The organism is Rahnella bonaserana, from assembly GCF_019049675.1.
Classification (GTDB): Bacteria; Pseudomonadota; Gammaproteobacteria; order Enterobacterales; family Enterobacteriaceae; genus Rahnella; species Rahnella bonaserana.
The window spans coordinates 312630-335270 of sequence record NZ_JAFMOW010000066.1 but is presented as its reverse complement, the minus strand read 5'-3'; the positions used below and the strand labels follow the sequence as shown (position 1 = coordinate 335270).

General features: G+C 51.9%; 23 protein-coding genes and 1 tRNA gene. 9 read left to right on the top strand and 15 right to left on the bottom strand.

Translation table 11 applies throughout. The features are described 5' to 3' along the window. Positions 1-36: 36 nt before the first annotated feature. The 3 genes from fadJ to J1778_RS19100 all read right to left on the bottom strand — a co-directional run bounded on the left by fadJ (position 37) and on the right by J1778_RS19100 (position 4090). Positions 37-2238, bottom strand: a complete 2202-nt coding sequence (gene fadJ, locus J1778_RS19110; RefSeq protein ID WP_217174497.1) for a fatty acid oxidation complex subunit alpha FadJ — start codon at positions 2236-2238, stop codon at positions 37-39. Further along, a complete protein-coding gene (gene fadI, locus J1778_RS19105) occupies positions 2235-3548 on the bottom strand; it encodes an acetyl-CoA C-acyltransferase FadI (protein WP_217174496.1) in 1314 nt (437 codons plus the stop codon). Before fadI ends, fadJ begins: the two co-directional genes overlap by 4 nt. A 209-nt stretch (positions 3549-3757) precedes the next feature. Continuing rightward, positions 3758-4090, bottom strand: a complete 333-nt coding sequence (locus J1778_RS19100; protein ID WP_217174495.1) for a YfcZ/YiiS family protein — start codon at positions 4088-4090, stop codon at positions 3758-3760. Between the two features lie 417 nt (positions 4091-4507). On the opposite strand from J1778_RS19100, the gene fadL reads away from it, so the two are divergent. Further along, complete coding sequence (gene fadL / locus J1778_RS19095; RefSeq protein WP_112287131.1) at positions 4508-5785, top strand: long-chain fatty acid transporter FadL; 1278 nt, start codon at positions 4508-4510, stop codon at positions 5783-5785. A 100-nt stretch (positions 5786-5885) separates the two neighbouring features. Here the strand turns inward: fadL and mlaA are convergent, their stop codons facing one another. The 10 genes from mlaA to ccmA all read right to left on the bottom strand — a co-directional run bounded on the left by mlaA (position 5886) and on the right by ccmA (position 13932). Further along, on the bottom strand, positions 5886-6653 hold the full coding sequence (gene mlaA, locus J1778_RS19090) for a phospholipid-binding lipoprotein MlaA (protein ID WP_217174494.1): 768 nt from the start codon (positions 6651-6653) through the stop codon (positions 5886-5888). 34 nt (positions 6654-6687) lie between these two features. Continuing rightward, on the bottom strand, positions 6688-7902 hold the full coding sequence (gene ccmI, locus J1778_RS19085) for a c-type cytochrome biogenesis protein CcmI (RefSeq protein ID WP_217174493.1): 1215 nt from the start codon (positions 7900-7902) through the stop codon (positions 6688-6690). Beyond that, positions 7899-8384, bottom strand: a complete 486-nt coding sequence (locus J1778_RS19080) for a cytochrome c-type biogenesis protein (protein ID WP_217174492.1) — start codon at positions 8382-8384, stop codon at positions 7899-7901. Before J1778_RS19080 ends, ccmI begins: the two co-directional genes overlap by 4 nt. Then, positions 8381-8932, bottom strand: a complete 552-nt coding sequence (locus tag J1778_RS19075; RefSeq protein ID WP_217174491.1) for a DsbE family thiol:disulfide interchange protein — start codon at positions 8930-8932, stop codon at positions 8381-8383. Before J1778_RS19075 ends, J1778_RS19080 begins: the two co-directional genes overlap by 4 nt. After that, positions 8929-10902: a heme lyase CcmF/NrfE family subunit gene (locus tag J1778_RS19070; RefSeq protein WP_217174490.1), complete on the bottom strand. Its 1974-nt coding sequence runs from the start codon at positions 10900-10902 to the stop codon at positions 8929-8931. Before J1778_RS19070 ends, J1778_RS19075 begins: the two co-directional genes overlap by 4 nt. Then, positions 10899-11393 (bottom strand): cytochrome c maturation protein CcmE, encoded by a 495-nt coding sequence (gene ccmE, locus J1778_RS19065; RefSeq protein WP_217174489.1) that lies wholly within the window; start codon positions 11391-11393, stop codon positions 10899-10901. The genes J1778_RS19070 and ccmE overlap by 4 nt, the downstream gene beginning before the upstream one ends. After that, positions 11390-11650: a heme exporter protein CcmD gene (gene ccmD, locus J1778_RS19060; RefSeq protein ID WP_217174488.1), complete on the bottom strand. Its 261-nt coding sequence runs from the start codon at positions 11648-11650 to the stop codon at positions 11390-11392. Before ccmD ends, ccmE begins: the two co-directional genes overlap by 4 nt. Further along, the gene (locus tag J1778_RS19055; protein WP_217174487.1) at positions 11647-12384 is read right to left on the bottom strand and encodes a heme ABC transporter permease; all 738 of its coding nucleotides are present in this window, start codon (positions 12382-12384) and stop codon (positions 11647-11649) included. The genes ccmD and J1778_RS19055 overlap by 4 nt, the downstream gene beginning before the upstream one ends. A gap of 225 nt (positions 12385-12609) precedes the next feature. Then, entirely contained in the window at positions 12610-13269 is a 660-nt protein-coding gene (ccmB, locus tag J1778_RS19050) for a heme exporter protein CcmB (RefSeq protein WP_217174486.1), read from the bottom strand. A gap of 21 nt (positions 13270-13290) precedes the next feature. Then, positions 13291-13932 carry a cytochrome c biogenesis heme-transporting ATPase CcmA gene (ccmA, locus tag J1778_RS19045; RefSeq protein WP_217174485.1) on the bottom strand — a complete coding sequence of 214 codons (642 nt, stop codon included), beginning with the start codon at positions 13930-13932 and terminating at the stop codon, positions 13291-13293. Between the two features lie 248 nt (positions 13933-14180). Between ccmA and J1778_RS19040 the strand changes: the two genes are divergently transcribed. The 4 genes from J1778_RS19040 to J1778_RS19025 all read left to right on the top strand — a co-directional run bounded on the left by J1778_RS19040 (position 14181) and on the right by J1778_RS19025 (position 17295). Further along, positions 14181-15098 carry a formate/nitrite transporter family protein gene (locus J1778_RS19040; protein WP_217174484.1) on the top strand — a complete coding sequence of 306 codons (918 nt, stop codon included), beginning with the start codon at positions 14181-14183 and terminating at the stop codon, positions 15096-15098. Between the two features lie 90 nt (positions 15099-15188). Beyond that, positions 15189-15263: transfer RNA gene (locus tag J1778_RS19035), tRNA-Arg, on the top strand. Between the two features lie 177 nt (positions 15264-15440). Continuing rightward, positions 15441-16676 (top strand): tyrosine-type recombinase/integrase, encoded by a 1236-nt coding sequence (locus tag J1778_RS19030; protein ID WP_217174483.1) that lies wholly within the window; start codon positions 15441-15443, stop codon positions 16674-16676. Between the two features lie 400 nt (positions 16677-17076). Continuing rightward, complete coding sequence (locus J1778_RS19025) at positions 17077-17295, top strand: AlpA family phage regulatory protein (protein WP_013574519.1); 219 nt, start codon at positions 17077-17079, stop codon at positions 17293-17295. Between the two features lie 49 nt (positions 17296-17344). Here the strand turns inward: J1778_RS19025 and J1778_RS19020 are convergent, their stop codons facing one another. Beyond that, entirely contained in the window at positions 17345-17551 is a 207-nt protein-coding gene (locus J1778_RS19020) for a YlcI/YnfO family protein (RefSeq protein ID WP_071882950.1), read from the bottom strand. A gap of 198 nt (positions 17552-17749) precedes the next feature. Between J1778_RS19020 and J1778_RS19015 the strand changes: the two genes are divergently transcribed. From J1778_RS19015 to J1778_RS19000, 4 genes are all read left to right on the top strand, one after another. Beyond that, positions 17750-17953, top strand: coding sequence for a host cell division inhibitor Icd-like protein (locus J1778_RS19015; RefSeq protein WP_217174482.1), 204 nt, complete (start codon positions 17750-17752; stop codon positions 17951-17953). After that, on the top strand, positions 17946-18212 hold the full coding sequence (locus J1778_RS19010; RefSeq protein WP_013574516.1) for a derepression protein: 267 nt from the start codon (positions 17946-17948) through the stop codon (positions 18210-18212). The genes J1778_RS19015 and J1778_RS19010 overlap by 8 nt, the downstream gene beginning before the upstream one ends. 38 nt (positions 18213-18250) lie before the next feature. Further along, positions 18251-19237 (top strand): phage integrase, encoded by a 987-nt coding sequence (locus J1778_RS19005; protein WP_217174481.1) that lies wholly within the window; start codon positions 18251-18253, stop codon positions 19235-19237. Between the two features lie 90 nt (positions 19238-19327). Next, positions 19328-22003 carry a DUF927 domain-containing protein gene (locus tag J1778_RS19000; RefSeq protein ID WP_217174480.1) on the top strand — a complete coding sequence of 892 codons (2676 nt, stop codon included), beginning with the start codon at positions 19328-19330 and terminating at the stop codon, positions 22001-22003. 335 nt (positions 22004-22338) lie between these two features. Here the strand turns inward: J1778_RS19000 and J1778_RS18995 are convergent, their stop codons facing one another. Continuing rightward, positions 22339-22554, bottom strand: coding sequence for a hypothetical protein (locus tag J1778_RS18995; RefSeq protein WP_120133079.1), 216 nt, complete (start codon positions 22552-22554; stop codon positions 22339-22341). Positions 22555-22641 lie beyond the last annotated feature (87 nt).

Here is a 22641-nt window from a genome sequence, read left to right as displayed (position 1 = left end):
ATTCCCGCGAAACTCAGAAATAAGCAGTGACCGCAGTCACACTTTGCTGACCTTTTCGTTTGCGCCGTCTGTCAAAAAACAAGGCTCGCCCTGCTCTGCCCTGCGCACCAGCCCTTCGCATGGCAGGAAATGCTCGCCATAGCGTTGTGCCAGCTGTTGAAGGGTTTTCACAACGTTCGTGACACCGAGTGTGTCGATGTAACGGAACGGTCCACCACGGAATGGCGGGAAACCAATGCCGAACACCGCACCCAGATCACCATCCCGCGCACTGCGGATAACCTGCTCATCCAGACAACGTACCGCTTCGTTGAGCATCAGCATCACGCAGCGCTGCGCGATCTCTTCTTCTGACTGCTGCGCTTTCGGTGTGACATTCAGCAGCCGGTAAATGGCAGGATCGACCTGTTTCTTCTTCGCCGCCCGGCCTTTTTGCCCGTACAAATAGAAACCTTTGCCGTTCTTACGCCCTTTGCGGTCGTCTTTCAGCACTGCATCAAAACCCGATGGCGCAGCAAAACGCTCACCAAATGCCTCCACCAGAATCGGACCGATTTTGGTGCCCACATCAATACCCACTTCATCCAGCAACTGTATCGGGCCGACCGGGAATCCGAAATTCACCAGCGCTTTATCGATGTGATCGACAGGTTCGCCCGCCAGCAGACAGCGGGCAGCTTCATTGATGTACGGCGCCAGAATGCGGTTTACATAGAACCCGGCGCTGTCACCGACCACAATCGCTGTTTTCCCTTGTTTCTTCGCCAGTGAAACTGTGGTCGAAATCGTCTGCGCACTGGTTCCTGCATGGGGTATCACTTCAACCAGCGGCATTTTATCTACCGGACTGAAATAGTGCAGGCCGATCACCTGTTCAGGCCGGCTGGCCTGCTCTGCAATCTTATGGATAGGCAGTGAAGACGTGTTTGAAGCGAATATCGTGCGCGGAGCGGCGTTATTTTCAATTTCCGCCACCATCGACTGCTTGAGGGATAAATCTTCAAAGACCGCTTCCACCACGATATCAATCTGCGCAAAACCGCTGTAATCGGTAGTGCCGGAAATCAGCATCATCTGGCGTTGCTGTTCGTTACGGGTGAGCCTGCGGCTGCGCACCTTTTTCTCCAGCAAATCCCAGCTGTATTTCAGCGCATGACGGATGCCTTCCTGATTTATATCTTTGATGCGTACCGGCAGTCCGGCTTTGATGGCAGTCACGTTGGCGATACCACCGCCCATCAGCCCGCCGCCCAGAATGCCGACGCGACGCACCGGTAAAGGTTCGGCATCGCCGCCCTTTTCTTTTTTCAGTGCGGTGGATGCGAAGAACAGGCCGCGTAATGCCGCGGATTCCGGCGTCATGACCAGTTCGCCAAAGGCTTTCGCTTCAGCCTGATAGCCGTTGCCGCTGCCCTGATCGAGACCGGTTTTCACCACATCAATAATTTTTTCGGTCGCCGGGTAATTACCGTGCGTTTTGGCACGGGTCTGTTTGCGCACAAAATGAAACAGCACACTTTTACCCAACGGGCCACCGGCCAGCCGCGCCTGCCACGGCAATGGCGGACGCGACTTACGCCCTTTAGCCACACGCTCCAGCGCAGTTTGCAGCAAAATAGAGTAAGGCACGGCGTCATCCACCAGCCCCATTCTCAGCGCCTGTTTCGCGCGAATGCTGCGACCGGTTAACATCATATCCAGCGCTTTCGGCGCGCCGATTAAACGTGGAAGACGCTGCGTACCGCCGGATCCTGGCAGCAGGCCAAGCTGAACCTCCGGCAGGCCGAGCTGGGTTTTATCATCGAGGGAACAGACGCGCGCATGGCACGCCAGCGCCAGCTCAAGACCGCCGCCCAGACAGGCACCGTGGATGGCCGCAACGACAGGCACCGGAAACGAAGCAATCTGCGACATGACAGTCTGACCTTTTTGCGCCAGATTGCTTGCCTCTGCCGCCGTCTTGCAGCCCGATATCATGGTGATATCCGCACCCGCGATAAAAGAGTCGGGTTTGCCGGAAACCAGCACCAGGCCTTTAAGGCTGGGGTATTGCTGGGCTTTTTGCAAAATGGCGCAAATTTGTTGAGCGAATTCAGCCTTTAAGGTATTCACCTTTTCGCCGGGAACGTCGATGGTGATAATCCCCACGTGCTCCGCGGTAAACATCAGCGAAAAAGCAGAAACCGTTTCTGCCGGGGTGATTTCCGGAATGTTTGGGTTTTCCATATTGTCCCTCATTGCGCTGCCTCCAGGATCATGGCTGCGCCTAACCCACCGGCCGCACAGGCGGTCGTCAGCCCGTATTTTCCACCGCGACGGCGCAATTCATGCAACGTCTGGGTAATCATTCGTGCGCCTGTAGCGGCAAAAGGATGCCCGTAAGCCAGCGAACCGCCGAGAACGTTAAATTTATCCCAGTCTATTTCGCCAACTGCCTGAGTACGCGCGAGTTTTTCACGAGCAAATTCATCACTGGCCAACATTTTGATATTCGCCAATGTCTGCGCGGCAAACGCCTCGTGCATATCAATCAGGTCGAGATCACCAAGCGTCAGTCCGGCACGATCCAGCGCCAGGGGTGTGGCATAAGCCGGACCGAGCAGCATGTCTTCCCATACGTCGATGGCGGCAAACGCAAAACTTTTCAGATAACCAAGAGGCTGCAGACCGAGTTCACGCGCCCGCGATTCACTCATCATGAGTACGGCTGCCGCGCCGTCAGTCAGCGGTGTACTGGTCGCGGCGGTCACGGTGCCGTGTTTGCGATCAAACGCCGGACGCAATTTGGCGTATTGCCCGATTTCAGAGTTCAGGCGGATATTGTTGTCTTTTTGCAGCACCTCACGGTAAGGCGGAACCTGCGCGGCCATCACCTGAGAATTCAGATAGCCCTGCTCCCACGCCTGTGCCGCCAGCGTGTGCGAACGGTGTGCCAGTTCGTCCTGCTGTTCGCGGGAAATATTATGACTTTTCGCCATCTGTTCCGCGGTATCACCCATGCGCAGGCCGGTGGAATATTCGGCCACGGCAGGCGGGACCGGCATCAGGTCGCGCAGTTTCAGTTTGCTGAATATAGACAGCCGCTGCGACAACGTGCGCGCTTTATTGACGTCCACCAGGGCGCGGGCGAGACGTTTGCTGACGCCAATCGGCAGTACCGAAGAGGAATCCGCTCCGCCTGCAATCCCGACGCTGACCGTCCCGCTCATAATACTTTCAGCGACGTTAGCGACCGCCTGAAAACTGGTGGCGCAGGCACGCGAAACGCTGTAGGCGTCGGTCGACACATTCATGCCGGTGCCGAGCACAATTTCGCGCGCAATGTTTGGGGCTTCCGGCATCTGCACGACTTGCCCGAATACCAGCTGATCGATGACCTTCGGGTCGATCCCACTTTTCGCCAGTAACTCACTGACCACGATTTTGCCGAGGTCTACGGCGGGAATGCCGTGATAGGCGGTGGCCTGTTTGGCAAACGGCGTACGCAAACCATCGACAATCGCAATGCGATCGCCTTCACGTGTCACCAGTGGAATGACTTTATTCATACAAGCTCCTGAGAAAAAATAGGGTCTTAAGAGGTCAGACCTGATAACTCAGTTTTAACTATGTATTTACATTTGGCAAAGTGAAAGGCAATGAAGTGCGAGCAACAGCAAATTTTTCTGAAATAAGAATGAGAAGGGAGAGCGGCGGGAACAAATAGCAGACAAAAAAATACCGCTTATATAAGCGGTATTTTTTATCCAGACGGGGATCAGCGTAAAGCTAACTGGAAGATCATGGTTTCAGCCTGGCAACTGAAAGTGAAATCGATATTGAGCTCAACGCCGCCCTCTACTTTTTCCATACGACTGTTGATTTCGCAAGGTTCTGATTCGACGCCACGTGCGCGTGCGGTCAGGGCTTCCAGCGTTTCTTTTGCCTGAGCTTCGTTTTCAAAAACGCGGCTGTAAGATGCGGTGCAATCGGTGTTGTCCATGATAGTACCCACATCAACACAGCAGCAGGCTGCGGTTTCTTCTGCGCCGCATTTGTTGATGGAGTGCAGAGGTTGGGTGGATTTAGAGGACATGGTTACGTCAGACATAATTTTCTCCCCGGCATCAACGGCAACGTCCACCGTCTGGCCTGTTTGCGAATAAAGTTTTATTTCCAGCCTGTATTTTACGCCACCCTTCTGACAACACACTAGCACTTACTTATTATGTGCCTTTGAAGTGATCCAGATCACGTATATGTAAGTAATCGATTAAAACTAAGTCATCGTTCTCACTTTAACGTTTCTTAATTGAACTTTTATTGTTGGTTTTTTGTTAAGTGGATCCAATTTCTTGCATCAATTTTTAAATATCAATGAAACATTATTGCAACTACACCACAGGTCAGACCTATACTTCGCTCACTGGTCTGATTTGTCAGACTGATAACGAACCCTACAATCCCGCGCTCATTGTTACTCCATGTAACATTGTTTGATAAAAAACATAATATTGAGGTTTTGGTCATGAACCAGAAAAACCTGTTTAAAAGATCAGCTCTGGCAGCTGCAGTGGCAATTGTTTCCTCCAACGTATACGCAGCAGGTTTTCAGTTAAATGAATATACTGCTGCGGGTTTAGGTCGTTCATTCTCAGGCGAAGGTGCTATCGCTGACACCGCCGCATCCGGTAGCCGTAACCCGGCAACCATGACCATGTTTAACCGCCCGGCGTTTTCTATGGGCGCGATTTATGTCGACCCGGACGTCAGTGTGACAGGGAAATCCCCGGTCACCGGCGCCAGCACCAGTGATGATAATATTGCGCCAAATCAGTGGGTACCCAATATCCACTTTATTATGCCGCTTGATGACCAATGGGCAGTCGGCGCATCTGCGACCTCTAACTACGGTCTGGCGACAGAATTTAGCGATAATTATCCGGCAGGCCCGATTGGCGGTGAAACAGATCTCACCACCATAAACACTAACTTAAGTGTTGCTTACCGTTTGAACCAGAATTTCAGCTTCGGTGTGGGCTTTGATGCCGTCTACGCGAAAGCGAAAATCCGTCGTACTGCCGGTGAACTGGTGCCGATCAAAACCGGCGGCTTACTGCCAGCAGATACTGAAGCCGCCAAGCTGAAAGGCGACGAGTGGGGCTACGGCTGGAATGCCGGTATTCTTTATGAAGTCGATGACAATAACCGTTACGGCTTTACTTATCGCTCAGAAGTTAAAATCGACTTTGACGGCGAATACCGCAACGGCATTCCGCAGGCGTTAGGCGGCACGGGCGGTCACACCGTTCCGGGTTCCCTGACCCTGAATCTGCCAGAAATGTGGGAAGTGTCCGGGTATAACAAAGTGGCACCGAAATGGGCGATTCACTACAGCCTGGCTTATACCAGCTGGAGCCAGTTCCAGGAGCTGAAAGCCACCGGTTCTAACGGCCAGACGCTGTTCCAGAAAGAAGAAGGCTATCACGACGCTTACCGCATCGCGTTGGGTACCACCTATTATTACGATGATAACTGGACGTTCCGTACCGGTATCGCCTTCGATGACAGCCCGGTTCCGGCAGATAACCGCACCATCTCTATCCCGGATCAGGACCGCTTCTGGGTATCTGCGGGTACCACGTATGCCTTCAATAAAGATGCTTCCGTCGATGTCGGTGTGTCTTACATGCATGGCCAGACTGTGAATATCAGCGAGAAAGTGGCTGACGGCGTGCCGAACTATGAATTCCAGGCTAAAGGCACCGCGATGCTGTACGGCGCGAACTTCAACTATAGCTTCTGATGAACTATAGCGGCTGACAGACCACAGCTTCTGATCAACTGAGTGTGATACCTGAAATGAAAAAAGCGCCGAAAGGCGCTTTTTTTTGTCTGCGGAACCGTTATTCCGAGTCGATATCTTTCAGGTCGCCCTGAATCAATGCCGCGTTCGGGTTTTCCTGTGGCGTCAGCTGACCGCCTCGTGCCAGGAAGTCGTGACGCTGGAAGTAAGCTTCACGGATAAACAGATACGGATCAGAAGAGTTACGGATCAGGCCATCGGAATCGAGCAATTCTGCACGGGTTTCAACGCCTTCAAGCACCCACTTACCAGCTGACATCCAGAACGTCAGGTAGCTAAGCATCGGATACAAATCATCAACCAGATCGCCACCTTCATCACGTATCGTCGCGCTGCCGTAACCAGGCAGAACCACGTACGGACCGTAACCGACACCGTAATGACCGAGCGTGCTGCCGAAGCCCTGGGCTTCTTCGCGCGCCAGTTTCGGGTTCGCCATACCGGCCACGTCAATCAGACCGCCCATCCCCAGAAGAGTGTTCAGGAAGAAACGGTTGAAGTGGATTGCAGCACGGTACGGATCGCCTTTAAGCAATGAGTTGACCATGCTCGCAGGTTCATCAAGGTTGCTCAGGAAGTTGCTGGTTCCGTTACGCGCAGGTTGCGGCACGTAATCACGCCATGCTACCGCTACAGGCCGCAAAACGTACGGATCCATATAGTTGTAGTTGAAGTCGAACATCACCCGGTTGAAACCTTCCAGCGGATCAGAACGTCCCTGCTGCTCGCTGTCTGATGATCCGGATGTGCCGGCACAACCAACCAGCAAAACTGTCGCAAACGCCAGCCCAGTCAGGCGTAAGTTCATGGATATCTCCCTGTTTTTGATCGTCGGTTCCTGATTAAGGAACCTGCTGATTAATTTCAATGCTAACCTGACCGTTACCGGCAAAATCAGTCAGCGGACTGTCGCCGTACCAGTCACCTGTGGCCGGTGTTGCCAGACCATTTTGTGAAATACGAACGCGTACTTTTAATTGATGTAGCGAAGAAAGCAAGCGTTCCGGCATCATTGCGTTGCTGTCATCCACAGTAACCGCCAGCGGGAAGCGGCTCATCGGCAGCTTTTTGACCGCAACCGGCACCGGACTGGTGCCATCTGTCACGGAAATAAAGACCGTGCCATCCTGTGGAAGTTTCTGCTGAGCAGCAGAGGAAAGCGTGACGTTTACGCCCAGTTTAACCTGATCAAGACCGGCTTTCTGTTTCGCCTGCGCAATGCTTGCACTCACCATCTCAAGACGCTTATCACCTGCCGGAAGAATCTTCAGCATAACTTCCCACGCGCCAATGGCTTGCGGGTAATGACCCTGTTCATATTCATTATAGGCCAGCAGACTTAATACACGCAGATCACCCTGAGATTTTTCCAGCATACTGCGTAAAAGATTGCCGCCGGTAAGGTTATCTTGCGGATCAGATGAACGGGTCAGCACTTCGGCATAACCGAGCTTTACCGACATATCGTTCGGTGCAAGCTGATATGCATGAGCATAGGCCTGCGTCGCGGTGGCGGCATTATTCAGTGCCATACCCACGCGGCCAAGCATTACCCAGTCCTGCACATTATCCGGATTTGCCTGTAAATCGGTACGCAATCCGAGCCCTAAATCCTGCACATCCGCAGCGGTCAGCGGCGCACCGTGGTCATCGGCAATACGTTGCCGCAAATCCGGCATGTGCTGCATCACCTGATTCCACGCACTCACCTGCCCCAGACCTCCGGCATAGAGATACAAACCGAGCGTGATGATCACCAGCAAAATAGCACCGGGCACCAGCGTCCAGCGACCAATCGGGTGAATGGCGGCGGGCGCCTGACCCGCCGGAATGTCGGTCAGTAAGTTTTCCTGCAATTCCTGAATATGCGCCGGACGTTCGTCCACCACGCCCTGCGCTTCGTCTTCTTCAAGCTCAGTCAAACGGTGATGATAAAACGCTTTATTCAGCGCATCGCGGGATGTGTGTTCCGCCCGGTCGCCGCGAATAACCGGCACAATAAACAGCGCCAGCGCAATAACCAGCATCACTACAATGCACAGCCAAAAAATACTCATGATCCTTTCCTGTCGCTGTCTTTAAGTAACTGCGCCAGGCGCTGTCTCTCTTGTTCTGACATTTCTTCGGTCGTATTTTGCAAACGCACTTCGCCACGGCGGGAGCGCATGAAAATCATCCCTGCGCCGATAATGACCACCAGCACCGGCCCGAGCCACAAGATCACCGTAGATGGCGTCACCGGCGGTTCGTAGGTCACAAAGTTGCCGTAACGCGCGACCATATAAGCAACGATCTGCTGTTTGTTCTGCCCCTGCTGCAGAAGCTGAAAAACTTTGGTGCGCATATCCGCAGCGATAATCGAATCCGACGCGGCAATATTAGTATTCTGACATTTCGGACAGCGCAGCTGCGCCGTGATATCACGGTATTCCTGCTCCTGAGCCGGAGAGGAAAACTGATAAGTATCGATGGCCGCGAAGGCGCTGATGCTCAGCATCATGCCCAGCAGCAATGCAGGTAATGAAGAAATCAGCTTCATGCGTTGCCTCCGTATTTTTTGTACAGGGGCAATACTTCTTTCTGCCAGACTTTTTCATTCAAATCACCGGCATGGCGATAACGGATTATGCCTTTTCCGTCGATCAGAAAGGTTTCCGGCGCACCGTACACACCGAGATCAAGCCCTAACATACCGTCACCGTCGTACAGACTCAGCATGTACGGATTGCCCAGCGTATTCAGCCAGTTAACTGCTTTCTGCCGGTCGTCTTTGTAGTTCAGACCAACCACGCGTACACCTTTTGCCGCCAGCGTATTCAGATAATCATGCTCGGCGCGGCAGGTCGGGCACCAGGTCGCCCAGACGTTGAGCAACATCGGTTTGCCATCGCGCAGTACCGACTGATCGTAGGTTTTACCCGCCTGCGCCAGTGATTCCAGTTTGAACACCGGCACAGGTTTGCCGATCAGAGCGGACTCCAGCAGCGTCGGGTCATCACCGTTGGCATTGCGCGTCAGCTGCACTAAAAATGCCGCAGCCAGCGCCAGAAAAAGGATCAGCGGAATAAAGAGGAGTTTTCGGTTCATGCGTCTTCAGCCTCCGCCAGACCTTGTTTCTTGAGTTTTTTACTCATGCGATAACGCGGATCGAGAATACACAGCACGCCACCGGCTGCCATAAACAGGCCGCCCAGCCAAATCCAGCGGACAAATGGTTTGTAGTACAAACGCACCGCCCAGGATCCGTCGTCCATCTCTTCACCGAGCGCGGCATACAGATCGCGCGCCAGATTGCCGTCGATAGCCGCTTCCGTCATCATGCTGCGCGCCACGCTGTAGAAACGTTTTTCAGCATGCAACGTGGTGACTTTCTTGCCGTTCTGCGTCACATCAATATTCGCCTCACCGCCGGTATAGTTCGGGCCGGTGATGTCGCGAACGTCGCGGAAGATAAAGTGATAATCATGAATATCTACGGTGTCGCCGGACTTCATGCGCACATCGCGTTCAACGCTGTAATTCTGACTGAACGCAATACCGATAACCGTCACCGCCACACCGAGATGCCCGAGCACCATGCCCCAGTGGCTGCGGGAAAGTTTGGTCAGACCGCGCCAGAAGGAATGACGATGGGTGGCGCGTTCGTGCAGTTCCATCAGCGTCAGCACAATCACCCACACCGACATCAGCAGACCGACCACGGTCATGCCAACAATTTTGTCCTGCAACAACCACGGCAGAAGAATCGACAAGACCAGCGTGACGACCAGCGCAACACCCAGACGACGCCACAGTTTGCCCGGCTCATCACGACGCCAGCGCACCAGCGGGCCGATGCCTAACAGCAGCGCCAGCGGCGCCATCAGCCAGGTAAACATGGTATTAAAGAAAGGTTCGCCGATTGAAATACTGCCCAGCCCGAGCTGTTTGTGGATAAGCGGCAGCAAAGTACCAAGCAACACCACCAGCATCGCTGCGACCAGCAGCACGTTATTCCCAAGCAGATAGCTTTCGCGGGAATGTAACTCGTGACGGCTTGGTGCGCGCACCGAGTTACCTTTAAAGGCGTACAGCAGCAGCGAACCGCCGATCACAATCACCAGATACGCGAGAATAAACATGCCGCGCGCCGGATCTGAGGCAAATGAGTGAACCGAAACCAGCACGCCGGAGCGCACCAGGAAAGTCCCGAGCAGACACAGCGAGAAGGCGGTGATCGCCAGCAACACAGTCCAGGCTTTGAACGTCCCGCGTTTTTCGGTCACGGCGAGTGAGTGGATCAGCGCTGTACCGGCAAGCCATGGCATAAAGGAAGCGTTCTCAACCGGATCCCAGAACCACCAGCCACCCCAGCCTAATTCGTAATACGCCCAGGCGGATCCGAGCACGATACCGATGGTGAGAAACACCCATGCGGCTTGTGTCCACGGACGCGACCAGCGCGCCCACGCCGTGTCGAGACGTCCGGCCATCAGCGAGGCAATGGCAAACGCGAACGCCACAGAGAAACCGACGTAACCCATGTACAGCAATGGCGGATGGAAAATCAGCCCGATATCCTGCAATACCGGATTCAGGTCACTGCCGTCCACCGGGAAATTCGGCAACGAGCGGATAAACGGATTGGATGTCAGCAGAATAAACAGCAGGAAACCACCGGTGATCATGCCCATCACCGCCAGCACACGCGACACCGCATCCTGCGGCATACGGCGGCTGAACAAGGCTACGGCAAGCGTCCAGCAGCTCAGCAATAACACCCAAAGCAGCAGCGAACCTTCGTGCGCGCCCCAGGTCGCCGCCACGCGGTAATAGACCGGCAAATGTGTGTTGGAGTTGTTGGCGACATACGCGACGGTGAAATCATTCACCACGAACGCATGAACCAGAATGGCAAACGCCAGCACGATGCAGGCAAACATACCGTAGGACAACGGTCGCGCCATCGCCATCATCCGGTTATCTTGTCGCGCTGCGCCCCATTGCGGGTAAATACTCAGTAAAACCGCCAGACCTAACGCCAGACAGAGTGCAAATGTTCCCAGTTCCGGCATCATGAGCGGTCATTTCCTTTATCGTTACCCACATAAGCCGAAGCCGGGCCTTTGTGGTTTTCTTTCATGGCGTCGGCAACTTCCGGCGGCACATATTTTTCGTCGTGTTTCGCCAGAACCTGAATGGCATTCACCACATTTCCAGGTTCCATCACGCCCTGCGCCACCACGCCCTGCCCTTCACGGAACAGATCCGGCAGGATACCGTTATAGGTCACCGCGATCGCGCCGCGCGCATCGTAGATTTTGAAACTCACCTGCAGGCTTTTCGTATCACGCTTCACCGAACCGGGCATCACCATACCGCCAATACGCAGGCGCTGACCGACCGTCGGCATCTCGTGGTTTTCGCCTTTGCCTTGCAGAATTTCACTGGGTGTATAGAACAAATCAATATTCGAGCGCAGCGCATACATCACCAGTGAAATGCTCAGACCAAGGCCAATCAGCACCACCAGCGCCAGCGACAAACGCTTTTTACGACGTGGATTCACAATAACTTCTCCGGGGAAGTGTCCGGTTCCAGCGGTGACGTCTGCGCGCCTTGCTGTTTTTTAGACTGAGACTGACTAATACGTTTTTCGCGTGCCTGACGGCGCCGAACTTCATCGAGGATCTGACCGCGCTGAATAAAGGTATGCGCCACCAGCGCAATCAGGGAAATCAGCGTCGCCGCGACCGACAGCCAGACATAAAATGCATAGCCGCCCATCGCAAAGAAATCATGCCAGCTGGAGAATGCAGGGCTCATCCGCGGCGCTCCTTATTCACAAGACCGGCTACCCAGGGACGCAGGCGCTCCTGAATTAAAATCAGGTTACGTAAACGCATCAGCGTCAGGGTAATAAAGAAGAAGAGATAACCGAAAATCGCCCAGCGCAGCGGATAACGCATACTCGGGTCGATGGTCTGCTGCATGTTGGTCGAGCCCTGATGCAGCGTATTCCACCACTGTACGGAGTAATGGATGATGGGAATATTCACCACGCCCACCAGCACCAGAATACCGGCGGCACGGCCAGCCAGACGGCGGTCGTCGAAGGCGTTATACAACGCAATCACGCCAAGATAGAGGAACAGTAACACCAGTTCGGACGTCAGGCGTGCGTCCCACACCCACCAGGTGCCCCACATCGGTTTGCCCCACGCGGAGCCGGTAACCAGTGCGATAAATGTGAAAACAGCGCCTACGGGTGCCATCGCGGAAACCACCATGTCGGACATTTTCATCTGCCATACCAGCCCGATAAAAGCGGCAATCGCCATCGAACTGTAAATGCCCATCGACCAGATCGCCGCCGGAACATGGATATACATAATCCGGTAACTGTTACCTTGCTGGTAATCCGGCGGTGCATAACCAAAGCCCCACACCCAGCCAGTCAGCAGACAGGCAATACCCAAAATTCCGAGCCAGGGAATGAACCGGCCGCAGAGGTGGTAAAGCCGCTCAGGCCTTGCGAGTTGATGTAACCATTTCCACATTCTTATCGTTGCTCACTATAAAATGTCACTGTGTGATGCCGTGAAGCCTCACCGGGCTCTTATGCGGTCAGTTAAAAATCATCCGCAGTTATTATCGGCGCCTCTATTGTTCACTATAGAGAAGTGTGATGTTAGTCAAAGGTTGCGCTTTTTCTTCTCTATTGTAACGACACGTAAAATAATGGCGAAATCAGCCAACGCATCTGCGGCTCTAAGTATGACGGGTTAGTGAACACTGACTCGCAAGGCGGCGGCTGTCGCGAAGGGTGCTAACGTCGCACTGCCCGCCAGCATCGCGCCGAGAATAGCCAGATAGCCGCCGATCGGCATCGACATCGATGCCGCATCAATCGCGCCGGTGGCAAAAATCAGCACCGGAATATACAAAGGCAGCACAAGCAGACTCAGCAGAACGCCGCCCTTGCGCAGCCCGACGGTCAGCGCCACACCAATCGCCCCGATAAAACTCAGCGTCGGCGTCCCCAGTAAAATCGTCAGCGCGACGGCTTTCCAGGTTTCAAAATCCAGCGAAAGCAGCAAGGCGATCAGCGGGGAAAGGATCAGCAACGGCAAACCGGTCACCACCCAGTGAGCACATACTTTCCCCAGAATCGTGAGCGCCAGCGGCGAAGGCAATAACAAAAGCTGTTCGAGCGTGCCATCGAGATAGTCATCACGGAACAACCTTTCCAGCGCCAGCAAAGAAGAAAGCAGCGCCGCGACCCAGACGATACCGGGTGCAATCCGCGCCAGTAGTTTCGGCTCAGGACCAATCCCCAGCGGGAAAAGCGTAATGACGATCAGGAAGAACCACAGCGGGTTAATGATTTCGGCACTTTTGCGAAAGGCAATTTTCAGCTCGCGGCGCAGAACTTTAGTAAACATCCCGTTTATTTTCCTTTCGCGTCACGCCAGCTCAGCGCTGGTCAGACGAATTTTTCGCACATCGCGGTTCACGCCCTGTAAATCCTGATGCGTGGTCAGCAATATCATTCCGCCCTGCTGCGCGTGTTGTTCAAACAGTTCAATCAACGTGGTCACGCCCTGCTTATCAATGGCGGTCAGCGGTTCATCGAGTATCCACAGCGGTGCGTCACTCAGCCACAAACGCGCCAGCGCCACACGCCGTTGCTGCCCGGCGGACATCTGCGCCACCGTGACATCTTCATAACCCAGCAGCCCGACATTTTCTAACGCCTGATAAATAGCATCAGCATCGGCAGCCTGGTTGGCGGATTGCCCGTTCACGGACAGATAGAAGGCAAGGTTTTCATACGCAGTAAGCACTGACTTCACGCCAGGCTGATGGCCGAGATACAACAGCTGCTGATGGAAAACGTCACGCTGGCGGCGGGTATTCACGCCCTGCCAGCGGACTTCACCGGCCTCCGGAGAGGACAATCCGGCAAGAATTCGCAGTAAACTGGTTTTACCGGCGCCGTTGCGGCCTTCGATTTGCACCATTTCACCCGGTTCGATCGTGAAACTTAAGCCGCTAAACAAAGTTCGCTCATCGCGTACGCAGCTCAGGTCAAGGGCTTCAAACATGGTGATGTCTCTTATTTTTCACAAGCGCGCATCATATCACAGGCGTCAGGCGCGACGCAGCTTAGGGCCCCACAGTTTACAGGGTTGAAAACCCTGAAATCCAGCAAACAATCCGCAAAATGTCCCATAAGGTTCATGGGTTAATGCTTTGTAACTTTTCTGTATATCTCTTCATAATCTCGCAGCCTCGCCTATGCTTATCTCGGAACACATTCAAAACCACTTTGACGTACTTTTGGGGAATTACCATGACCGCCGAAAAACAACATCCTGACCACAAAGATGTCGACAGCGACGAACATTCTCAGGGCAAAGAGATTGAAACCGGGGAAGAGAATTTGCCTTCGAAAGCGGCTGCGGTGCATGAAGTCATCCGCATGGAGGGTGAGAAAGAACTTGAGCGCGACGGACAGGCATTACTGTGGTCGGCGATTGCTGCCGGACTTTCCATCAGTGCCTCGCTGATGGCAAAGGGCATTCTTCACGCCCGACTACCCGACAGCCCGGAACGCTTCTTTATCGAAAACATCGGTTATACCGTCGGGTTCATAATCGTCATCATGGCGCGCCAGCAGTTATTTACCGAGAACACGGTCACCGCCGTATTGCCTGTGATGCAAAAAACCACAAGCAAAAACATTCTGCTGCTGTTGCGCCTGTGGGGCATCGTGCTGGCCGGCAACGTTATCGGCGGCGGACTGGCCGCGCTGGTGTTTCATCTGGTGCCATTCTTTGATTCCGCCACTGACGAAGCTTTTCGCACCATCAGTCTGGAGATCATGGAAAAAGACCCCGAAGGCATGTTCGTCGGCGGCATGGTGTCCGGCTGGCTGATTGCCACGATGGTGTGGATGATCCCGTCCGCAGGCACCGCCAAACTGTGGGTGATCATGCTGATGACTTATATGGTGGCGATTGGCGACCTGACGCATATTGTGGTCGGGTCGGTCGAAGTGCTGTATCTGGTGTTCTCGGGCGCCATTCCCTGGTATGAATTTATCTGGCCATTCGCCCTGCCGACGCTTGCCGGAAACATCATCGGCGGCACCTTTATCTTCGCACTGATCAGCCACGCTCAGATCCGTAACGACATGAGTAATCAGAAGAAAGCCAAAGCGAAGAAAGAGGAAATGGAAGCGGCGAAGAAAGAAGCGTCAAAACCCTGACTGGCGACGAAACGACCAAACAGACCCCTGACGCCTTATTATTGCGAGAAAAACGAGTATACTACGCGGGCGCTTTCCACAGGCGCCCGTGTCTCCTTAGTTAAACGGATATAACAAGCCCCTCCTAAGGGCTAGTTACAGGTTCGATTCCTGTAGGGGACACCATAACCACTTTCCACGACATCCCGCCAAGTACAAAAAACCCATTAAAATCAAAAAGTAAAATAGAAATAACATCCCATCTAATCCCATAAAACCCCACGACAGCCCATTTTTTCTCGGGTATAAAAACGGGTATAATTGGTTCGATAAAATTTGTACCCGTCGAACTAAGGAAATTTCATGCCATTAACTGACACAGGCATCAGGAGCTCGAAGCCAAAAGATAAACCCTATAAACTCAGTGATTCCAATGGGTTATATCTTCTGGTGCATTCTAATGGTTCGAAGTATTGGCGCTTCAGACGCACTATTAATGGGAAGGACACCACTCGGGCGTTAGGCATGTACCCAATAATGACACTTGCAGAAGCAAGGAAGGCGCGGGATGAGTTTCTGAAAAGTTTGTCTCAAGGGATCGATCCTTTGCATGCAGAAAAAGAAAAAATCGCCTCGTTTGAAGAGATTGCGCGGCAGTGGCATGCCAGAAAGAAAACTTGGTCTTCCCTACACTCTCTCAATGTCATGCGAGCCTTCGAGACTCATCTTTTCCCTGAAATCGGCAGCAAAGCGATAAATCGGTTAACCACTCAAGACCTTTTAGCTCCGCTTAGAGCAATTGAAGAAACTGGGAAACACGAATTAGCCTCTCGTTTACAGCAACGCACGACTTCAATAATGCGATATGCAGTACAAAGCGGTCTTATTAAATACAATCCTGCACAAGAGCTGACTGGAGCGATAGAAACCCATAAGTCACAGCATCGGCCTGCTTTGCCACTTGAAAGAATCCCTGAACTATTGCAAAAAATCGACAGTTATAGCGGCCGGAATCTGACCAAAATTGCCGTTAAATTAAATCTGCTGATTTTCATTCGCTCAAGCGAACTAAGATTTTCGAGATGGACTGAAATTAACAAAGAGCATCGTCTATGGGAAATTCCAGCGAATCGCGAAGAATTGGAAAAAGTACGCTTTTCTTATCGTGGCAGCAAAATGAAAATGCCTCACTTAATTCCTCTTTCAAATCAGGCGCTGGTGCTTATAGAAGAGCTTGAGGCACTCTCTGGTGATGAAGTGTTAATGTTTCCCGGAGATCATTACCAACATAAGCCTATGAGCGAGAATACGATTAATAAAGCTTTACGCACGATGGGTTTCGATACGAAAACAGAAATTTGTGGTCATGGATTCAGGGCAATGGCATGTAGCGCATTGATTGAATCAGGCAGATGGTCGCGCGACGCCGTGGAACGTCAAATGAGCCATCAGGAAAGGAACAGCGTCCGAGCTGCTTACATTCATAAAGCGGAACATATGGAAGAACGTAGACCAATGCTGCAATGGTGGGCAGATTACCTTGAAGCTTGTAGAGGGGAATTCATTCCTCCTTACGCATTTAATTGGGAAAGTAATTAACCTATTAGGGTGTATTATGAACATTAATACACCTTTTCTAATATGAAATACCAAACTTTCTTAATAAACTCACATTCAAAATTGTGACAAGGATCACAAAAACAAACATGAAATTTTCTTCCTAAAGGTTCAACCGGACGAAATAAAAGCAACTTATCCACGAGTTCTTACTCCAACCTATTTAAAAAATTTTATCTTCCAACTTTCAAAACTACTTAGAACCACTTAGACCTGTTCCTACTCTCCAATATTGCTTTTCGCCTTATTCATTATTTTGTCAACCACCCGTTATTATGCAGCGTTTTACAAGTCAACAATGTTTTGTTTATTATTTTGACGTCCCGTAAGCAACCATAACTTACTGCCATAAAACTAATTAACAATCATTCAGGAGTAGAAAATGCATTCGCAAACTCAAAGTGAAACCTCTTATAAATTAATTCGCCTCCCAAAGGTAATTGAGAAAACAGGGAAGTCGCGGACGAGAATTTATGAGGATATAAAAAACAATGCATTTCCTAAGCAAATTAAGACTGGTATTCGCACAGTTGCATGGATTGAAAGAGAGATAGAAGAATGGATAGAAGCACAAAAAAACCAACGTTATTTACAGCAATAATACCTCCCCTTTTTATTCCAGAGAGGTATCTGGTCAACATGATAACTATTCAATCTTTGACTATCGTCTGCTGCCCTTTTTTACGCAACTCTGCCTTGAGTTTTCTTTCACAAGCATCAAGCACCCATGAGGAAAAGTTAGTTCCAGGAGAATTATTTTTTTCACGTTCAATACTCGCATCTATCTCGTCAATTAATTCATGGGGAAAGCGAATATTTTTCTTGGCCGATTTGTTGTTTGTATTACCACTAGTCACGTTTACGCCTCAAAACTGTCATTGTCATGTGCGCACACGATACAGCAAAAAATGGCGGAATGTAAGAGTTGACATGTGCGCACACTTAGAAACATACTGTGCGCACAGCATCGTTATCAGATACTACAAAAAGCAACGCCCCGAAGTGCTTGCAACACTGCCGAGGCGTTTAATCACAACGTAATCGAGATTTACGCTATGACTACCAAGAATGATATCACACAGACACCAACTGTATATTATTGGTTATTCCTCGCGGTAAGCCGTACTGACGCTCCTAAGCTACCCCATCGTAAAGCAGTGATAGCCGCTAATGAGCAAGCGGCTAGGAAATTACTCTCTGATAAGTTCATCCTTTTCTTTGCAGGTCGCCTGCCAGTTCTGGAGGTTACTCATGCATAACCAAACAGATAATAAAACTCAGGTTACAGCTCAAATCGATGATGTTAGCAATGATGTAAAAGTAACACTCAGCCTTGAAGCATTTCGCAAGCTTAACCGCTCACAGGAGCTGACCTATTTTTTAGGATGTGATTTAAGAAAAAGAGAAATCGACGGGCTGACGCCATTTTATCTGCCTCATATCCTCAGCTATGTGGACGAAGATTTGTCTTTTGTATTGGCAGAATTAAAAGAAAAAGGGATGTGCGGGAATTTTTAAAAATCAGCGCCTCTACTCTTTCTTTATAGGTAATTATTATGTCAATTAAAAAACTCACGGACGCTACATATCTTGTAGATATTCGGCCACAAGGCTGCGACGGAAAACGTATACGCCGCAAATTTAATACCAAAGGCGAAGCGCAGATTTTCGAGCGCTATATTATTGCCCGTTATCAGGATAAAGCGTGGTTAGATAAAAGCGCTGACAGACGAAAGCTGACCGAGCTTCTCAGCCTCTGGTGGGTATATCACGGCAAGCATCATGTGCGGGGAGAGATTGACCGGAGCCGCCTGCACAGCATCGTCAATCACCTGTCAGAAATGGGTGTCACCCGCGCAGACCAGCTTACCCATAAAGCGATTATTGATTACCGGATTATGATGCTGGATTTGGGGCTCAAACCCGCCAGCATTAACCGACATCAGGCCATTCTGAGCGGCATGTTCACCAAGTTAATCAGTGCCGGTGAGTACCATAACGCGCATCCTTTCAGGGAGGTCAAAAAGCTCAGGGAAGGAACAACAGAGATGGCGTTTTTAACCACGGATGAGATTAAGGCACTGCTGCAAACGCTTGAGGGCGATAATCTTAAAGTGGCTCAGTTATGTCTGGCCACCGGTGGCCGCTGGGGAGAAGTCTCTAACCTCAAAGGTGAGCATATTATCAAGAACGTCATCACGTTCATGAAAACTAAAAACGGCAAACGCAGGTCAGTCCCTGTTTCGGATGAATTGGTGCGCGCCATAAAAACAAAAGCCAGCGGGCGACTTTTTGTTTCAAATTACAATACGGTTCGCATGACATTAAGAAAGGTAAAGCCCGACCTGCCAAAGGGTCAAGCGGCGCACGTATTACGTCATACCTTTGCCACCCATTTTATGATGAACGGCGGGAATATTATTACGCTTCAGCGCGTATTAGGGCATGCCACTATCCAGCAAACGATGACCTACGCGCATTTTGCACCCGGATATCTTCAGGATGCCATTACATTCAACCCGTTAAATTCCATCACGGTTTAAAGACTCATTAAGCTCCGGTAGCCCCGTTGAATAAACGGCTATTACTGATGCGCGAAAGCGCAGGGTCGCTTACATCTGAGGTATATATTTATGAATATGCACGTCTCCGGCACGTTAAAAAACGCCTGCGGAAACTGGCCTTTTATTTTGCCAGCGTTAGGGATAAATGTTCCTGAAAATAACAAACATGGAACCTGCCCTAAATGCGGCGGTAAAGACCGGTTTCGCTTCGACGATAAAGACGGACGCGGCACATGGTTTTGTAATCAGTGCGGGAACGGTGACGGTCTGGATTTACTCTGCCTGATATCAGGAAAGAATAAGTCAGCCGCGGCCGCTGAAATAAAAAAACTGCTGGCCGGTAAAGTGGCCACTGCCCCCGCGCCTGCCAAGAAAAATACCTCTGACGCACAAAAAAGGGCTCAGCTGATAAAAACTTATCAGGCTCTTTCCGCTCAGTCCTCTCAGGGGGAAAGCCTTTATCTCAAAGGTAAGGGACTCATCGGTCATCAATATCCGCTGACCGCTCACCCTGTTTCACTGGCGGGAATGACCTTTGCGGAAGGCTCTCTCCTGCTGCCGCTGGTCACGCTGGATAATCAGACCACCGGCGCACAGCTCATCAGCCCCACGGGCGATAAATGCCTGCTCTCTGGCTCAAAAATGTCGGGGGCTTTTCTGGCCGTCACGCCCGTACCGGATGACTATCCTGAACGGGTCATTATTACAGAAGGTTTTGCCACGGCTATCACCGTCTCAGGCCTCAGTGAAGGCTGGTGCATCGCCGCCGTATCGGCAAACAATCTGCTCAACGTGGCCAAGGCGCTGAGGGAAAAGTGGCCTGATACCCGTCTGGTGATCGCCGGTGATAATGACTTTGCCGACGGGAAAGATAATCCCGGTCGGGAGAAAGCATTTCAGGCCGCGCAGGCCGTCAACGGGTGGGTAACCATCCCCTCTGGCCAGTTTAAAGCGGACTGGGATGATTTCCGGCGTGAATTTGGCGTCCAGCGAGCCCGTGACGCTTTTACCGATGAAATGGTGAACCCTAACGACACTGAAACCCGTCTGCCTCACGGCTTTCGCCTGACAAAGGATTTTCTGTGGTTCGATAAGCCGGTCAACGATGACGGCGACAGCGGTCAGGTCAGGCAAATCAAAATTTGCAGCCCGCTGCGGGTGACGGCCATCAGCTGTGATGCCGACGGCGGAAAGTTTGGCCGCCTGCTGGAATGGGAAGACTCAAACGGGATTAATCATCAGTGGGCAATGCCCATGACCGTATTGGCCGGTAGCGGTCAGGAGCTGCGGGAGGTGCTGCTGGAGAACGGCCTGCACTTTATCAGCGTGAACGGTTCAGCGCGGGGCTATCTGATGGAATATATCTCCACCTGCCGCCCCGTGCGTAAGGTCACCTGCGTGAACAAAACCGGCTGGCACGGCTCCGTGTATGTTTTGCAGGATGAGGTCATAGGCAGCGGTGCTGAGTCTGTGATTTTGCAGTCGGCCTATTCTTCCAAGAACGATTTCAGAACGGCGGGCACCACGGCGGAATGGGTCGAACAGATAGGCCGTTACTGTATTCATAACTCACGCCTGACCTTTTGCGTCAGCCTCGCACTGGCGGCGCCGCTGCTCCACTTAATCGGCGCGGGCGGCGGTGGCTATCACCTGAAAGGCGAGTCTACCGACGGGAAAACCACCACCATGAAGGTGGCCGCTTCACTGTGCGGCAGTCCCGACTTCTGGAAAACGTGGCGCGCCACCGGTAACGCGCTGGAAGGTATCGCCCTGCGGCGCAATGATGCCGCCCTGATGCTCGATGAGATCAGCGAAGTGGACGGCAAAGAGGCCAGCCGGATTGCTTACATGCTGGGTAACGGTCAGGGTAAGGCGCGCGGTCGCGTTGATGGCAGCGTACGTGATCCGGTGACGTGGTCGATGCTCTACATGTCAACTGGCGAGGTCTCCATTATGGAACATGCCGCCGAGGCAGGCGAAAAACGCACCGGCGCGGGCGTGGGGGTACGCATGGTGCAAATCCCCAGCGATACCGGCGTACACGGTGCCTTTGAAAACCTGCACGGTTTCGACAGCGGTAAGGATTTTGCGGAACATCTTGAACAGGCCAGCAAGCAGTACCACGGCGCGCCTTTTCGCGACTGGATACGCTACCTGACCGCGAACCTTCAGGACGTCACGCACCGCGCCAAGACGCTGAAAAAAGAGTATGAACGTACCCTGCTCCCTGCCGAATCGGGTAAACAAGTGGGGCGCATCGTAGATCGCTTTGCCCTGCTGGCCGTGGCGGGCGAGCTGGCCTCGCTTGCAGGCATTACCGGATGGCCATCCGGCGAGGCGCTTCGTGCCGCACAAGCCTGTCTTGATGCGTGGCTGAAAGACCGTGGCCACTCTGCCAATCAGGAAGAAGCGGATGCGCTGGAGCGGATACGGCGTTTCATCACGGCCAATCAGTTCACCCGTTTTGCAGACTGGAATGATGATAAAAACCGGCCTGCCAATATGGTGGGCTATCGCAGAGTGGTAAGAGGTGATAATGCCAGTGATGCGGTGACCACTTTTTACGTATTGCCAAGCGGCTGGAAAGAGATTTGCGGCACATCAGACCAGAAGAAAACCGCCCTGCTGTGCCGTGAAAACGGCTGGATCACGGAAACCAGCGAAAACCGGATACAAAAGCAAATTCGCCTGCCAGAAATAGGGCCGAAGTTTGTTTACGTGCTCAATCAGGAGGTCATCGGCTGAGGTCAGTGCCTCGCGTATCTTATTTTATTATTAATCCATGTAGTACATGTCGTACACCGCGTACAAGCTATGATATTTAAAGGTTTTTTCATGTACTACATCGGCAATAGCGTGTAGTACATGTCGTACACGGCTGATTTGTCATTACATGTCCCCAACTGTACTACATGTACGCGGTGTAAATGTGGCATGTAGTACAGTATTTTACATTGCAAATCATAGGTGTACGCACCTGTACTACATGTACGCGCCGAGAATTACTGAATAATACAGAAACCCGAAGCGTTTATTTCTGGCAGGCGTTTTTTTCATCGTCCGACGGGTAACAAATACCCTCAACAGTTTGTCAGCGTGTCCTTCGCGCCTGAAGAGTAATTTACCGGCTTATTCACAGACTGCGGCTGAGAGGAAAGAGTCAAATCCCCAAGATGTAGCGCATTCCTGCCCGCGCCGGCAGGGTCTTTGATTGCTAACATCATGCCTTCAATTAACCGCATGGCATCACGCTGAGTGAGTGTGATTTGCTGGGTGCCGAGTTTGAGTGTGAGCATTGATATTTCCCCTTTCTTTCCTGAAGTTATTAGCGATATGCTTAGATTACAGCATTGAAAAATATGCGTTAGCTTCCGCCGTTCTGC

Coding starts and splice junctions, on each gene's coding strand:
- fadJ (WP_217174497.1), bottom strand. CDS start 2,238: ATGAGGGACAATATGGAAAACCCAAACATTCCGGAAATCACCCCGGCA.
- fadI (WP_217174496.1), bottom strand. CDS start 3,548: ATGAATAAAGTCATTCCACTGGTGACACGTGAAGGCGATCGCATTGCG.
- J1778_RS19100 (WP_217174495.1), bottom strand. CDS start 4,090: ATGTCTGACGTAACCATGTCCTCTAAATCCACCCAACCTCTGCACTCC.
- fadL (WP_112287131.1), top strand. CDS start 4,508: ATGAACCAGAAAAACCTGTTTAAAAGATCAGCTCTGGCAGCTGCAGTG.
- mlaA (WP_217174494.1), bottom strand. CDS start 6,653: ATGAACTTACGCCTGACTGGGCTGGCGTTTGCGACAGTTTTGCTGGTT.
- ccmI (WP_217174493.1), bottom strand. CDS start 7,902: ATGAGTATTTTTTGGCTGTGCATTGTAGTGATGCTGGTTATTGCGCTG.
- J1778_RS19080 (WP_217174492.1), bottom strand. CDS start 8,384: ATGAAGCTGATTTCTTCATTACCTGCATTGCTGCTGGGCATGATGCTG.
- J1778_RS19075 (WP_217174491.1), bottom strand. CDS start 8,932: ATGAACCGAAAACTCCTCTTTATTCCGCTGATCCTTTTTCTGGCGCTG.
- J1778_RS19070 (WP_217174490.1), bottom strand. CDS start 10,902: ATGATGCCGGAACTGGGAACATTTGCACTCTGTCTGGCGTTAGGTCTG.
- ccmD (WP_217174488.1), bottom strand. CDS start 11,650: ATGAGCCCTGCATTCTCCAGCTGGCATGATTTCTTTGCGATGGGCGGC.
- J1778_RS19055 (WP_217174487.1), bottom strand. CDS start 12,384: ATGTGGAAATGGTTACATCAACTCGCAAGGCCTGAGCGGCTTTACCAC.
- ccmB (WP_217174486.1), bottom strand. CDS start 13,269: ATGTTTACTAAAGTTCTGCGCCGCGAGCTGAAAATTGCCTTTCGCAAA.
- ccmA (WP_217174485.1), bottom strand. CDS start 13,932: ATGTTTGAAGCCCTTGACCTGAGCTGCGTACGCGATGAGCGAACTTTG.
- J1778_RS19040 (WP_217174484.1), top strand. CDS start 14,181: ATGACCGCCGAAAAACAACATCCTGACCACAAAGATGTCGACAGCGAC.
- J1778_RS19030 (WP_217174483.1), top strand. CDS start 15,441: ATGCCATTAACTGACACAGGCATCAGGAGCTCGAAGCCAAAAGATAAA.
- J1778_RS19025 (WP_013574519.1), top strand. CDS start 17,077: ATGCATTCGCAAACTCAAAGTGAAACCTCTTATAAATTAATTCGCCTC.
- J1778_RS19015 (WP_217174482.1), top strand. CDS start 17,750: ATGACTACCAAGAATGATATCACACAGACACCAACTGTATATTATTGG.
- J1778_RS19010 (WP_013574516.1), top strand. CDS start 17,946: ATGCATAACCAAACAGATAATAAAACTCAGGTTACAGCTCAAATCGAT.
- J1778_RS19005 (WP_217174481.1), top strand. CDS start 18,251: ATGTCAATTAAAAAACTCACGGACGCTACATATCTTGTAGATATTCGG.
- J1778_RS19000 (WP_217174480.1), top strand. CDS start 19,328: ATGAATATGCACGTCTCCGGCACGTTAAAAAACGCCTGCGGAAACTGG.
- J1778_RS18995 (WP_120133079.1), bottom strand. CDS start 22,554: ATGCTCACACTCAAACTCGGCACCCAGCAAATCACACTCACTCAGCGT.